General features: G+C 78.8%; 12 protein-coding genes. 7 read left to right on the top strand and 5 right to left on the bottom strand.

Annotation, left to right across the window (positions count from 1 at the left end):
- Positions 1-42 precede the first annotated feature (42 nt).
- Positions 43-1,518: a sugar porter family MFS transporter gene (locus tag BLS82_RS14990; RefSeq protein WP_092867455.1), complete on the top strand. Its 1,476-nt coding sequence runs from the start codon at positions 43-45 to the stop codon at positions 1,516-1,518.
- A gap of 35 nt (positions 1,519-1,553) precedes the next feature.
- On the opposite strand, the gene BLS82_RS15890 is transcribed toward BLS82_RS14990, so the two are convergent.
- Positions 1,554-3,137, bottom strand: coding sequence for an alpha/beta hydrolase family protein (locus BLS82_RS15890; protein WP_176819135.1), 1,584 nt, complete (start codon positions 3,135-3,137; stop codon positions 1,554-1,556).
- A complete protein-coding gene (locus BLS82_RS15000; RefSeq protein WP_143028880.1) occupies positions 3,134-3,427 on the bottom strand; it encodes a hypothetical protein in 294 nt (97 codons plus the stop codon). Before BLS82_RS15000 ends, BLS82_RS15890 begins: the two co-directional genes overlap by 4 nt.
- A gap of 191 nt (positions 3,428-3,618) precedes the next feature.
- Between BLS82_RS15000 and BLS82_RS15005 the strand changes: the two genes are divergently transcribed.
- The 5 genes from BLS82_RS15005 to BLS82_RS15025 all read left to right on the top strand — a co-directional run bounded on the left by BLS82_RS15005 (position 3,619) and on the right by BLS82_RS15025 (position 7,775).
- Positions 3,619-4,107 carry a hypothetical protein gene (locus BLS82_RS15005; protein WP_143028881.1) on the top strand — a complete coding sequence of 163 codons (489 nt, stop codon included), beginning with the start codon at positions 3,619-3,621 and terminating at the stop codon, positions 4,105-4,107.
- The gene (locus BLS82_RS15010) at positions 4,104-4,724 is read left to right on the top strand and encodes a molybdenum cofactor biosysynthesis protein (RefSeq protein WP_255378379.1); all 621 of its coding nucleotides are present in this window, start codon (positions 4,104-4,106) and stop codon (positions 4,722-4,724) included. Before BLS82_RS15005 ends, BLS82_RS15010 begins: the two co-directional genes overlap by 4 nt.
- A 308-nt stretch (positions 4,725-5,032) precedes the next feature.
- Positions 5,033-6,430, top strand: coding sequence for an adenylosuccinate lyase (gene purB, locus BLS82_RS15015; RefSeq protein WP_092867461.1), 1,398 nt, complete (start codon positions 5,033-5,035; stop codon positions 6,428-6,430).
- Positions 6,427-6,987 carry a low molecular weight protein-tyrosine-phosphatase gene (locus BLS82_RS15020; RefSeq protein WP_092867463.1) on the top strand — a complete coding sequence of 187 codons (561 nt, stop codon included), beginning with the start codon at positions 6,427-6,429 and terminating at the stop codon, positions 6,985-6,987. Before purB ends, BLS82_RS15020 begins: the two co-directional genes overlap by 4 nt.
- A complete protein-coding gene (locus BLS82_RS15025) occupies positions 6,984-7,775 on the top strand; it encodes a CPBP family intramembrane glutamic endopeptidase (protein ID WP_255378380.1) in 792 nt (263 codons plus the stop codon). The genes BLS82_RS15020 and BLS82_RS15025 overlap by 4 nt, the downstream gene beginning before the upstream one ends.
- Positions 7,776-7,835: 60 nt before the next feature.
- Here BLS82_RS15025 and BLS82_RS15030 read toward each other — a convergent pair whose 3' ends face one another.
- The 3 genes from BLS82_RS15030 to BLS82_RS15040 are packed head-to-tail and all read right to left on the bottom strand — an operon-like array spanning position 7,836 to position 11,529.
- On the bottom strand, positions 7,836-9,641 hold the full coding sequence (locus BLS82_RS15030) for an ABC transporter ATP-binding protein (protein WP_218123981.1): 1,806 nt from the start codon (positions 9,639-9,641) through the stop codon (positions 7,836-7,838).
- Entirely contained in the window at positions 9,638-10,327 is a 690-nt protein-coding gene (locus BLS82_RS15035) for a haloacid dehalogenase type II (protein ID WP_218123982.1), read from the bottom strand. Before BLS82_RS15035 ends, BLS82_RS15030 begins: the two co-directional genes overlap by 4 nt.
- A complete protein-coding gene (locus BLS82_RS15040) occupies positions 10,324-11,529 on the bottom strand; it encodes a lycopene cyclase family protein (protein ID WP_092867465.1) in 1,206 nt (401 codons plus the stop codon). Before BLS82_RS15040 ends, BLS82_RS15035 begins: the two co-directional genes overlap by 4 nt.
- A gap of 116 nt (positions 11,530-11,645) precedes the next feature.
- Between BLS82_RS15040 and BLS82_RS15045 the strand changes: the two genes are divergently transcribed.
- Positions 11,646-12,239, top strand: a complete 594-nt coding sequence (locus tag BLS82_RS15045; protein WP_092867552.1) for a GNAT family N-acetyltransferase — start codon at positions 11,646-11,648, stop codon at positions 12,237-12,239.
- Positions 12,240-12,254: the final 15 nt, after the last annotated feature.

Consider the following 12,254-nt stretch of genomic DNA (forward strand, 5'->3'; position numbering starts at 1 on the left):
CGCGCCCGCGCGCACCCGGGCGCGGCGGAGCAGGATGGTCGCATGGCAGCGGACAACACCGGTCCGGCGACCGCGGCCGGGCTCGACGCGGGCGACGAGCGCACCACGCGCAAGGCCGTCGCCATCTCCGTGGTCGCCGCCGTGGGCGGCTTCCTCTTCGGCTTCGACAGCTCCGTCATCAACGGCGCGGTCGACGCCATCACCGGCCAGTTCTCCCTCTCGCCCCTGCTGAGCGGGTTCGCGGTCTCCTGCGCCCTGCTCGGCGCGGCGGTGGGCGCCTGGTTCGCCGGCCCGCTGTCGGACCGCTACGGGCGCATCCGGGTCATGGTGCTGGCCGCGGTCGTCTTCGCGGTCAGCGCGATCGGCTCCGGCTTCGCCTTCGCCGTGTGGGACCTCATCCTCTGGCGCGTCGTCGGCGGCCTCGGCATCGGCGCCGCCTCCGTGATCGCCCCGGCGTACATCGCCGAGGTCGCGCCGAGCCACGTGCGCGGGCGCCTGGGCTCGCTGCAGCAGCTCGCCATCACCGTCGGCATCCTCGCCGCGCTGCTGTCGGACGCGTGGATCGCGACCGTCGCCGGCGGCGCGGCCGAGGAGACCTGGCTGGGCCTGGAGGCGTGGCGGTGGATGTTCCTCGTCGGCGTGCTCCCGGCCGTGGTGTGGGGCGCCCTCGCCCTCGCCGTGCCCGAGTCCCCGCGCTACCTCGTGGCCAAGGGCGAGGAGGAGCGGGCCGGCACGGTGCTGCGCGACGTCCTCGGGCTGCGCGACCGCGACGCCGTGCGCCGCAAGGTCGCCGACATCGCCTCCAGCCTGCGCCGCGAGCACGACCCGTCGCTGCGCGACCTGCGCGGCCCGGCCCTCGGCCTGCTGCCGGTGGTGTGGGTCGGCATCCTGCTGTCGGTCTTCCAGCAGGCCGTCGGCATCAACGTGATCTTCTACTACTCCACGTCGCTGTGGGCCTCGGTCGGCTTCAGCGAGAGCGAGGCCGCGACCTTCTCCGTCATCACCGCCGTGACGAACGTGCTCATCACCCTCGTCGCCATCGCCATCGTCGACCGCGTGGGGCGCCGCCCCATGCTGCTGGCCGGCTCCCTGGGCATGGCGGCCTCGCTGGCCGTGATGACGGTGGCCTTCACGCAGGCCACCGGGTCCGGGGAGGAGATCAGCCTGCCCGAGCCGTGGGGCCTGGTCGCCCTGGTCGGCGCCAACGCCTTCATCGTCGCCTTCGGCGCCACCTGGGGCCCGGTGGTGTGGGTGCTGCTCGGGGAGATGTTCCCCAACCGCATCCGCGCCGCGGCGCTCGCCGTGGCCGCCGCCGCGCAGTGGGTCGCCAACTTCGCCATCTCCACGAGCTTCCCGTCGCTGGCCGGGCTCGGGCTGCCGTACGCCTACGGGCTGTACACCGTGCTCGCGGCCCTGTCCTTCGTCTTCGTGCTGCGCGCCGTGCGCGAGACCAAGGGCCGCTCCCTGGAGGACATGGACACCCTCGCCGACACCCCCGTGCGCGCCCGCCGCTCCTGAGCGCCCCGGACGCCGCCCGCGCGGGCCCGCCCGCGTCACGGCACCCGCCGCGCGACCCACTCGGTCGCCACCGCGCTCGTCGCCCCGCCCGGGCCGCCGGCCTCCGGCGCGCCGTCGAGGAAGGGGGCGGCGGCGTGCCGCCAGGCCACGAGCGAGGGGTGGTCGCTGGCGTCGACGAGGGCGCCCGTGGCCGCGTACCCGGACGCCGCGTGCGCCGGGCCCGCGGTGTCCGCCCGCACCGTCGTCCACGTCGCGGTGTCGGGGTTCGAGGCGCCCTCGAGCGCGGGGACGACGTCGTCCGCGTGCTCGAGGGAGAGCACCGCGACGTCGCGCGGCACGGCCGCGCCCGCGACCGGCGACCCGGCCGTGAGCACGGCGACGGGCTCGAACTCGGCCCGGAAGGCGGGATCGGCGGCCAGCAGCGCCACGGACATGCCGCCCTGGCTGTGGCCGACGAGCATCACGGGCTCCCCGCGCCGCACCCCCGCCGCCCGCAGGGCCCGCACGACGGCGTCCGTGGCGGCGGTGCGCCCGCCGGCGACCGAGCGCACGTTGGTGCCGCCGTCCATGGGCACCGAGCCGTGCAGGCTCCAGTCCTGGGTGCCGGGCACGTAGACGACGGCGCCCGCCGGCCGCCCGGCGCGCCGCAGGCGCTCGACCCGCACCCGGCCGGCGGGGCCGCCGCGGGCGGGGCTGAGGGCGTCGACGCGGCGCAGCAGCTCCGCGGCGCCCCGGGGCGGGCGCACCACTGCCGTTCCCGCCGGGGACACCGCGGTGCGGGTACCGCCGAGCAGGCCCGCGCCCGCGCCTGCCGCGACGAGCAGCGACGCCACCTCCCCCGCGCTGCTCCCGGCGGGCGCGCCCGAGGGCGAGGGGACCGCGGCGGCGACGAGGGCCACGGCCTCCTGCGCGACGGCGGGCGGCAGCACCTCCGGCAGGTGCACCTCCGGCAGGTGCACCTCCGGCAGGCGCACCGCCGCCAGCGCCCTGCGGCCGAGGACGACGACCACGTCGGTCCACCCGAGGGTCGGAGGGCTCGCGCCCGGCTGCGCCGGCGAGGCCGGCTCCGGCTCGTCGGGCGCCAGGTGCGGGCGCAGCGCCCTGCCCGCCGCCGCGGCCAGCCCCGGCAGGGCGGGCGGCGGCAGGGCGGGCGGCAGCGACGGCGCGGGCAGCAGCCGCAGGGGCGGCGGCAGCAGGAGCGTCAGGGCCGCGTCGGCGAGGGCGCCGCGCAGCCCGGCCCAGACGGCCGCGGTCGCGGCGTCCACCGACCGGTACGCCGCCACGGCGGCCATCACGGACCCGGAGAGCACGGCCGCCTCGGCCGCCGCGGCCAGGGCCCCGCGCCGGCCGAGCGCCGGCGCCAGGGCGGCCCCGACGTCGGCCGCGCCCGCCGGGTCGAGCACGGCGGTGCCCAGCCGCACCGGCGCGCCGGCGAGGCCGGCGACCGCCGCACCGACGTCCAGCAGGTCGCGCGAGCAGCAGGCGAGCGTCCTGGCGAGCACCTCGAGGCGGTCGAGCTCCGCGGCGGTGCCGCCCACGCCCCCGCGCACCTGCAGCGCCGGGGCCGGCGTCGGCGCCGCGGGGGCGTCCGCCCCTGCGCCGCCCGCGCCCGCCGTCACCGCCCCACCGCGGCCGCAGCCGCTCCCGCCCCCACGGCCGCGGCCGCCGCCGTGGCGCGGGCCGCCGCTCGCAGCACGTGCGCCCGCAGGAGGGGCTCGGTCGCCTCCAGGGACGCCGCCACGGCCGCCACCTCCACCGCCAGCTGCTCGACGCGCCCGCGGGCCGCGTCCGCCGCCGGGCCGTGCCAGGGCAGCTGCGCCACGGCGCGCAGCGTCGCCGCCACGGCGCGCGACCGCTCCGCCGCCTCCCGCGCCGCCGCCACCTGCGCACCCGTCGTCCCGTGCTCCACGCCGTCCCCGATCCCGCGTCCCGGGCGCCCCGGCGGTCGCCCGGGCCGACGCTAGGCAGCGCGGCCCCGACCGACCTCGCCGCGCGCGGCCGCTGTGGACGGCGTGGCGCCCCGCCGGTGCTGTGGGCGGGTCGTGGCGCAGCCCGCGGGCCGTGGCGGCGAGCACCGTCGCGCGCCGTAGCGTGATCGCTGTGGAGAACCGCCCCGAGGTCCAGGCGACGTGGGCCTGCGCCCCGCCGGCGCCCGTCGTCGTGCACTTCGACCCGGGCTCCGGCGTGGACCCGCAGCAGCTGCCCCTGGTCGCCGAGCCGGTCGTGCGCGGCAGCGTCGACCTCGTGCTCGGCCACCGCCGTCCCGGCACCCGGCCCCCCGGGGCCCGGGTGCTGCGGGCCCTGGCCGGCGCCCGGCTGCGGCAGCGCACGGGCACCGCCCTGCCGGACCCCGCCGTCCCGGCCTGGGCGGGACGGCGCGAGGCGCTGGCGTCGCTGGGCGCCGGCCGCGCCCCCGGGTCGGCGCGGGGCGCGCAGACCGGGCTGACCGCGCTCGCCGCCGCCGCGGGCGCGGGCTGGCGCGTGGCGGAGGTGCCGCTGCGGTGCCTGCCGGACCGGCGCCCGCGCTGGAGCGGCACCCTCGCGACCGCGCGCAGCGCCCTGGCCGCGCGCCGGACCCTGCCCCGGTGAGCGCCTCCCGGACGGCGGCGCCCGGCCTGGCGGCGGCGCCCGAGCCGCTGGTGCACCGCTACGACGTCGAGGTGCTGCACCTGCTGGTCTCGCCCGTGCACCGCTACTTCGGGCGCCCCAAGGACGGGCCGCTGACGGGCGAGGACCCGCAGCCGCAGACCGCCGAGGTCGTCGCCGGCAAGGGCCTGGTCGGCGACCGCTTCTTCGGCAAGGCGGCGCACCTGGACGCCGCGGTCACGCTGCTCGCGGTCGAGGCGCTGGAGGCCGTGGCCGCGCAGCTGGGCACCGGCCCCTTCGACCCGCTGCTCGCCCGGCGCAACGCCGTCCTGCGCGGCGCCGAGCTGGAGCCGCTGCGCGGCCGGGTCTTCGCGCTCGACGGCGGCTCGGGGCCCGTGCTGCTGGCGGGCCGCCGCCAGGCCAGCCCGTGCGCCTGGATGGACCGCGTGCTCGCCCCCGGCGCCCACGCGGCGCTGCGCGGGCGCGGCGGGCTGCGCTGCGAGCCCCTGGGCTCCGGGCGGCTGCACCGCGGGCCGGCGGTGCTGCTCTCGCCCGTGCCGCTGGACCCGGCGCGCGCCGGGGACGCCGTCCTGCCCCGCCGAGGGCACCCGCTGCCGTGACCGCCCGCTGGTGCTCCCGCGGCGGGCCGCTGCTGCAGCGGCGGGTCGTGCGGGGCGGAGGGGGCGGAGGGCGGGGGTGTGCTCGCCGGGCGAGCCTGACGCGCGGGGAGGTTCGCGGGCCGTCCCCTGTGGACGGGCGCGGCCGTCCACAGGCAGCGGCGGTGGAACCTGACGGTCGGTGAGGGTCCGCGCGCGAGAACACCTCGTCCCCGCGTGCGGACACCTGCCCGCGCGCGAAGCGGCGCGGCAGGCGCGAGGAGCGGCGCCGGGGCGCACGAGCACGCACGAGCACCTGGGACGATGGGCCGGTGACGTCCTCGACACCGCTCGCCGACGCCGGCGCGGCCCTGAGCCCCCTGGACGGCCGCTACCGGCCGGTCGTGGCGCCGCTGGTCGAGCACCTGTCCGAGGCGGCCCTGAACCGCGAGCGGCTGCGCGTGGAGGTCGAGTGGCTCGTGCACCTGTGCGCCACGGGCGCCGTGCCGGGCGCGCGGGTCCTCGGCGCCGAGGAGGTGCAGCGCCTGCGCGGCCTCGTCGCGCGGTTCGGCCCGGACGACGTCGCGGAGCTGGCGGCGATCGAGCGCGAGACGGTGCACGACGTCAAGGCGGTGGAGTACTACCTGCGCCGCCGCCTGGCCGGCACGCCGACGGCCGACGTCGCGGAGCTCGTGCACTTCTGCCTGACCAGCGAGGACGTCAACAACCTCGCCCACGCCCTCATGCTGCGCGGCGGCGTGCAGCGGGTGTGGCTGCCCGCGGCGCGGGCGCTGCACGCCGACCTCGTCGCCATGGCCCGCGAGCACGCGCACCTGCCGATGCTGGCCCGCACGCACGGGCAGCCGGCCACCCCCACCACCCTCGGCAAGGAGCTCGCCGTCTTCGCGGCGCGCCTGGACCGGCAGCTGCGGCGGGTCGAGGGGGCCGAGCACCTGGGCAAGCTCAACGGCGCCACGGGCACCTACGCCGCCCACGCGGTCGCCGTCCCCGGCACCGACTGGCAGGAGGTCTCGCGCACCTTCGTCGAGGGCCTGGGGCTGACGTGGAACCCGCTGACCACGCAGATCGAGCCGCACGACTGGCAGGCCGAGCTCTACAGCGACCTCGCGCGCGCCAACCGGGTGCTGCACGACCTGTGCACCGACACCTGGGCCTACATCTCCCTCGGCTACTTCGTGCAGGTGCGGGGCCAGGGCAGCGTCGGGTCGAGCACCATGCCGCACAAGGTCAACCCGATCCGCTTCGAGAACGCCGAGGCGAACCTCGAGGTCTCCACCGCCCTGCTCGACGTGCTGGCGGCCACGCTCGTCACCTCCCGGCTGCAGCGGGACCTGTCCGACTCCTCGATGCAGCGCAACGCGGGCACCGCGATCGGGCACTCGCTCCTGGCCGTCGACAACACCCGCCGCGGCCTGGCGGGCCTGGACGCCGACCCGGCGGCGCTCGCCGCGGACCTCGACGCGAACTGGGAGGTCCTCGGGGAGGCGGTGCAGTCGGTGATGCGGGCCGCGGCCGTGGCGGGGGCGCCCGGGATGGCGAACCCCTACGAGCGCCTCAAGGACCTCACGCGCGGCCGGCGCGTCGACGCCGAGGGCCTGCGCGCCTTCGTCACGGGCCTGGGCCTGCCGGACGACGCCGAGCGGCGGCTGCTGGCGCTGACCCCCGCCGGGTACACCGGCTACGCCGAGCGGCTGGTCGGGCACCTGTGACGACGGGAGCGGAGCGGTACCGGGTCACGTTCGTGTGCACCGGGAACCTCTGCCGCTCCCCGATCGCGGAGGCGGTGGTGCGCGCGGCGGTCGAGCACGAGGGCCTGGCCGACCGCGTCGAGGTCGACTCGGCCGGCACGGACCCGTGGAGCGTGATGGGCGATCCCGCCGACTCGCGCGCGGTCGCCCTGCTCGAGCGCCACGGGTACGACGCGAGCACGCACGTGGCGCGGGTGCTCGACCGCTCGGCGATCCGCCGCACGGACCTCGTCGTCGCCATGGCGCGCAACCACGAGGAGGTGCTGCGCGGCTGGGCCGGCGAGGACGACGACCCCGGGCGGATCCGGCTCATGCGCTCCTTCGACCCCGGAGCCGTCGCGAAGGACAAGCTCGACGTCCTCGACCCCTTCTACGGCAAGAAGAAGGACTTCGAGCGGGTGCTGCGCCAGGTCGAGGCCGCCGTGCCGGGTCTGGTGGCCCACGTGCGCGACGGCCTGGCCGTGAAGGAGCGGACGGCGCAGGAGCGGACGGCGCAGGAGCGGGAGCGCCCGGCGTGACCGCCGTGCGAGGACCGGCCAGCGCGCCCACCGCGCCGCTGGAGCCCGCCGCCCGCCGCCGCCTCGGCGCCGAGGTGCTCATCGTCCTGGGCCTGAGCATCGGCCAGTCGGCGGTCTACGCCGCGGTGCGCCTCGTCGCGATCGCGACGCAGGGCCCGGTCTCGGCTGCCACGGCCACGCTCAACGCCTCGCAGAGCGAGCGCCCCTACCTGGACCTGACGTACCAGCTGCTGACGATCGCCTTCGACCTCGTGCCCGTCGCCCTGGCGCTGTTCCTGCTCGCCGAGCCCGGGCGCTCGGCGCTGCGGCGGATCGGGTTCGACGGGCGGCGCCCGCTGCGCGACCTCGGCACCGGCGTCGTCCTCGCCGCCGTCATCGGGCTGCCCGGCCTGGCGCTGTACTTCGCCGGGCGGGCGCTCGGGATCACCGCGGAGGTCGTCGCGTCGGGCCTGGGCGCGCACTGGTGGACCGTGCCGGTGCTGCTGCTCTCCGCCGCGCACAACGCCGTGCTGGAGGAGGTGGTCGTCGTCGGCTACCTGCTCGAGCGGCTGCAGCGCCTGGGCTGGTCGGTGCCCGCGGTGGTGGTCGCCAGCTCGGTGCTGCGCGGCAGCTACCACCTGTACCAGGGGTACGGGCCCTTCGTCGGCAACGCGGTGATGGGCGTGGTGTTCGCGCTGTTCTACCTGCGGGTGCGGCGGGTGATGCCGCTGGTGGTGGCGCACACCCTCCTCGACGTCGTCGCCTTCGTCGGCTACGCGACCCTCGCCGACGAGCTCGGCCTGCGCTGACGGGGCTGCCGACGGGCCTGCTGACGGGGCTGCCGACGGGCGAGCGCCGAGCCGCCGCGCTCAGACGAGCAGCTGCGTGGCCGCCAGCTCCCGGTACAGCGGGGAGGTCTCCAGCAGCTCCTCGTGGCGGCCGGCGGCGACCGAGCGCCCGGCCTCGACGACGACGATCTGGTCGGAGTCGACGACGGTGGACAGCCGGTGCGCGACGACGACGAGGGTGCTGCGGGTGGAGGCCTGCACCAGCGCCTCGCGCAGCAGCCGCTCGTTGCGCGCGTCGAGGCTGGCGGTGGGCTCGTCCAGCAGGAGCAGCTCGGGGCGCGCCAGCAGCGAGCGGGCGATCGCGAGGCGCTGGCGCTCCCCGCCGGAGAGCAGCACCCCGCCCTCGCCGACCGCGGCGTCCAGGCCCTGCGGGGAGCGGGAGACCAGGCCGGTGAGCCCGACGGCGGCCAGGACGGCGGCCACCTCGGCGTCGGCCGCGTCGGGAGCGGCCAGCAGCAGGTTCTCGCGCAGCGTGCCGGCGAGCACGGGCGCCTCCTGCTCGACGTAGCCCAGCCGCGCGCGCAGGGCGTCGCGGGGCAGGTGGCGCACGTCGACCCCGTCGAGGCGCACGGCGCCGGCGGTGGCGTCGTGGAAGCGCTCGACGAGGGCCAGCACGGTGGACTTGCCCGCGCCCGAGGGCCCCACCAGCGCGGTGCGGGTGCCGCGCGGCACCGCGAAGGAGACCTCCTCCAGCGCCCGCGTGCCGTCGGGGTAGGCGAAGGCGACGCGGTCCAGCTCCAGCAGCGGCGCGTCGCCCCGCGCGACCCGTGCGGCGGCGGGTGCGGGCGGGGCGTCGTCCTCCTCGACGGGCAGCACCAGCACCTCCTGCACCCGGGTCAGGGCCGCCAGGCCGGTCTGCAGCGTCGCGTACGTGCCGAGCAGCTGCCCCAGGGGCAGGACCAGGGCGAAGAGGAGCAGCACGAAGGAGACCAGCTCCGCGACGGACAGCGCGCCGCTGGCCACCCGGTACCCGCCGGTGCCGAGGACGGCGATGAACGCGCCCTGCACCGCGATCCCGACGATCGGGGAGATCGCCGCCCGCACCCGCGCCGCGCGCACCCCGGCGTCGCGGGCGGCGGCGGCGCTGCGCAGCACGGCGGCGGTCTCGCGCTCGGTGGCCCCGGAGGCGCGCACGGTGCGCACCGCGGACAGCGCCCGCCCGACCGCGGCCGACATGTCCCCCACCCGGCGCTGGGCCTGCAGGCCCAGCGCCCCGAGGCGGGAGCCGACCAGCACGCCGGCCGTGGCGCCGACGGCGACCGCGACCAGGGTCACGGCGAGCAGGACGACGTCGATCAGGCCCATGAGGACCAGCGCGCCGAGACCGGTGAGCAGCTGGCTGGCGACCTCGAACAGCCCGGAGGTCACCACCGAGCGCAGCAGCGTGGTGTCGGAGCCGACGCGCGAGAGCAGGTCGCCGCTGGTGGCCCGGTCGTGCTCGGCGACCCGCAGCCGCAGCAGCCGCTCGACGAGGCTGCGGCGCACGCTGAGCACCACGCCCTCCCCGGAGCGCTCCAGCAGGTACTGCTGCACCGCGCCGACCAGGGAGCCGGCCAGCAGCACGGCCACCAGCGCGGTCACCACGGGCACCAGGGCCGTGCCCTGCTCCACCGCGGTGATCACCCGGCCGACGAGCAGGGGCTGCGCCAGCGCGGTGACGGCCCCGAGCAGGGAGAGCAGCACCGCCGCGGCCAGGGCGGTGCGGTGGCGGCGCAGGTGCGGGGCCAGCAGCCGCAGCCCCGCCACCGGCCCCAGCGCGGCCTCCTCGCGCTCACCGGGGCGGCCGCGCCGGCGGGCGGAGCCGGGCGAGGGCCTCCCCCGGCTCACCGGGCGGTCAGCACCGCGGGCAGCTCGTCGACGCCGGAGACGACGGCGTCCGGGGCGGCGAAGACGGCGGGGTGGCCGGTGCCCGCGCGGTCCACGAACACCGTGCGCAGGCCCGCCCGGTGCGCCCCGTCGACGTCCCACGGGTGGACCGCGACGAGGACGGCGTCCGCGGGCTCGACCCCGAGCTGCCCGAGCGCGTGCCGGTACGCGGACGCCGCCGGCTTCCACGCCCCGCCCGGGGCGTCCTGCACCGACAGCAGGCGGTCGACCACCCCCTCGAGGCCCGCGGCGGCCAGCAGCTGGCGCGGCACCGCGGCGCCCCCGTTCGTCAGCGTCGCCAGGCGCAGCCCGCGCCCGGCCAGGGCCCGCAGCCCGCCGGGCACGTCGGGGTGCAGCGGCAGCTCGCCCACGGCGGCGACCACGCGCTGCACCGCGTCGTCCAGGCGCTCGGGCGCCACCGCCTGCGCCAGCACGGTGCGCCCCACCGCCCGGGCGACGTCCGCGAACGGGGCGCTGGCGCCGGCGAGGGTGAGCGCGAACCCGTCGCGCAGCACCGCGGCGAACCACGTGGGCGCCAGGTGCCCCGGCGCCCCCACCCCCTCGAACGCGCCCGCCAGCGCGGAGGTGTCCGACAGGGTCTCGTTGACGTCGAACAGGACGGCGCGCACGGGCAGCGGGATCGTCACCGCCCCATCGTGACCCGCCACGCGGCGTCGCGCGCGAGCGCCCGCAGCATCGGCCCGCGCGGCGCGGTGGCCATCAGCGCCAGCTCGGCGGCGGGCCCCGTGGTGCCGTCGAGGAAGCGCAGCACCCGCTCGGGCGGGTTGCGCGTGAACAGGCGCGGGAAGAACGAGGGCCCGTCCAGGGAGCCGTCGGCGAGGGCGCGCAGCACCAGCGCGTCCATCCACGCGTGGCGGCGGGGGTAGGGGCGCGGGGGCAGCACCGGGCGGCCGGCGAGCACCTGCGCGGCGACGGCGCGCGCCGAGCGCTGCAGAGCGCTGAAGGCGTAGCCGGTCGACGGGCGCACCGCGCCGCCGCCCGTGCCGATCCGCAGCACGCGCCGGCCGGCGCGGCGGGCGAAGGCGGCGTCGGTCATGGGGATCGCGCCCTGCTCGACGTGCTCGACCGCCTCCACCGGCGCGCCGCCCAGCGCGCGCGGGAGCAGCGCGCCCAGCGCCGCCTCGTACCCGGCGTCGTCGAGGACGGCCGGGGAGAACTCGGTGTGCTCCACCAGTGCGGTGCGCTCGTCGCTGGGCAGGCAGTACCCGAAGGCCAGGCCGACGCGCGGCTGCGCGACGGCGAGGTCCATGAGGACCGCCCGCTGCGGGTCCAGCGCGGGCGCGCCCGTGCGCACGCGCACGCCGCGGAAGTGCTGCAGCAGCGCCGTGGCGCCCGCCCGCGCGGGCGGGGCCGGCCGCGAGTCCAGCACCCAGGACGCCGCGACGGCGCCGACGGCCGTGCTGACCACCGCGCGCGCCTGCGCGTCGACGACGGCCCCGGCCGGCGCCGGCACCCGCACGACGTCCAGGGCGCGGCGGCGGGCGGCGGCCGCGACGGCGTCGGCGACGAGGCCGTACCAGTCCTCGCTGCGCACCATGGCGTAGCGCAGGCGGCCCAGGTCGAGCACGTGCTCGACGCCGCCGGGGTCCACGACCGAGACCGCCCGCCACGACCGGTGCACCGCCGGGGCCAGCTCCCGGGCGGCGGGCGAGGCGGCGTCGTCCCAGGAGCACCAGGTGCGGTCCGCGGGGCGCTCGGCGAGGCGGTCGAGGGGGTCCACCAGCGCCACGCGCAGGCGGCGGCCCGCCGGGGCGGCGCGCGCCAGCTGGTGCAGCACCGCCAGGCCCGCGCCGCCCGCGCCGACGAGGGCGACGTCCACGGACCGCACGCCCCGATCATGCGCCGCACCCGGCCAGCGGTGCACGCCGCGGTGCACGCGGCGGTGCACGCCGCGGCCACCTGCGGTCCACGGCCGCGACACCTGACGGGGCTACCGTGGTGCGGGTGACGACCCTCGTGACGACGGACCGCCTCGTGGTGCGCGACTGGGAGCCGGAGGACGCGGCCGCGGCCCTGGCGGTCTACGGCGACGCCCGCGTGGCGCGGTGGCTGGCGCCCGCGGCCGAGCCGGTGCCCGACGCCGGCGCCATGCGCGCGCTGCTGGAGCGCTGGCGCGCCGAGCAGGCGCGCGAGGGCGGCGACCTCGACCGGTTCGTCGGCCGCTGGGCGCTCGCGCGCCGCGAGGACGGCGCCGTCGTCGGCAGCCTCGTGCTGCGCACCATGCCGCCGCACGACGAGGACCTGGAGATCGCCTGGCAGGTCGCCCCCGAGCACTGGGGCGAGGGCTACGCGACCGAGGGGACGGCGGCGCTGGCCCGGTGGGCCTTCGCGCACTCGGCCGCGGAGCTGTTCGCCGTCATCCGTCCCGGCAACGAGGTCTCCGAGCACATCGCGCGCCGCCTCGGCATGGAGTGGGTGGGCGAGACCGAGAAGTACTACGACCTCGCCCTGCGCGTGTACCGGCTGCGCCCGAGCGACCTGCTGGCCGACGCCACCGCCGACGCCACCGCCGGCCGGGCGCGGCCGCAGCGCTCCTGACCCGCCGCCGGCGCG

Origin of the sequence: Quadrisphaera sp. DSM 44207, assembly GCF_900101335.1 — a bacterium.
Lineage (GTDB): Bacteria > Actinomycetota > Actinomycetes > Actinomycetales > Quadrisphaeraceae > DSM-44207.